This is a genomic window from Sulfitobacter sp. HI0129 (assembly GCF_001635395.1).
Classification (GTDB): Bacteria; Pseudomonadota; Alphaproteobacteria; order Rhodobacterales; family Rhodobacteraceae; genus Sulfitobacter.
The window spans coordinates 1-1,061 of the sequence record NZ_LWGH01000649.1; the positions used below are offsets into that span (position 1 = coordinate 1).

The 1,061-nt window shown below is 63.6% G+C and carries 1 pseudogene; it reads left to right on the forward strand.

Going from position 1 to position 1,061, the window contains the following annotated elements:
* Nucleotides 1-46: 46 nt before the first annotated feature.
* A pseudogene (locus A3764_RS16755) lies at nucleotides 47-1,061 on the forward strand (methylase); the annotation flags it as partial.

Here is a 1,061-nt window from a genome sequence, read left to right on the forward strand (position 1 = left end):
AGTGCGCGCGGGGCTCGGGGCCAACCCACAACCCCGGAGATTGCCGATGAACGCTCACCCCCATTCCGTCCAACTTGCAACCGAGCCCGAAGCCCCTGCCCTGCCCGCGGCTGCAGGCTTCGCCGAGCACCTGATGCAGGCTGCGAAAACCCTCCTCCCTCTGTTCGAAGCGGGCAGGTCTATCGACGCTGCCGCCCTTCGTGCCGCCATGGAAGAGGCTTTCGGCGCAAATGACACCAGTGGCACCTGGGTCTGGAAAGACGCCTATGAGGCCGCCGAGGTGGCCCAGATCCTGATGCTTTCGCGCTACGGCGCGCTGATGCAACGCCAAGCGGCCACGCCGCACACCTTCCTCACCATGATTGAACATCTCGCCGGTCTGGCGCCGTCGCACACGCGGCGTTCCGAAGACAGCGTGCGCTTGCAACAATTCTCGACCCCTCTTCCGCTCGCGGCCATTGTTGCGCAGGCGGCGGGGTTTCGCGGTGACGACCTGGTTCTGGAACCCTCCGCAGGCACCGGCATGCTGGCGATCTTCGCCCGTATCGCAGGTGCGCGTTTGTCGCTGAATGAACTTGCCGAAACCCGCCGCAATTTGCTGCAACAACTCTTTCCGGAGGCAGTCGTCTCGGATCACGATGCCGCGTCGATCGACGACCGTCTCGATAGGTCGATCACGCCCTCGGTCATCGTGATGAACCCGCCGTTTTCGGCTGCGAACCATGTCGAAGGTCAGTTCCGGCAGGCGACCAGCCAACATGTTCTGTCTTCCCTTGCTCGCCTCGCGCCCGGTGGGCGTCTCCTTGTCATCACCGGCGAGAGTTTCCGTCCTTCCACCAAGTGCTTCCAGTCGACGTTCCAGCGGATAGGCCAGAGCTCAGAGGTGGTGTTTTCCGCCGCCATCGACGGCAAGGTCTTTTCGCGGCATGGCACTTCGATCGACACCCGGTTGACGGTGATCGACAAGCGCGCGATGGGCGAAGGCGAGACCGCACCTGTCAACATCGATGGCGCCTATCATCCGACCTGCGCGACCACGGCCGCTCTTCTCTCCGCCGTGC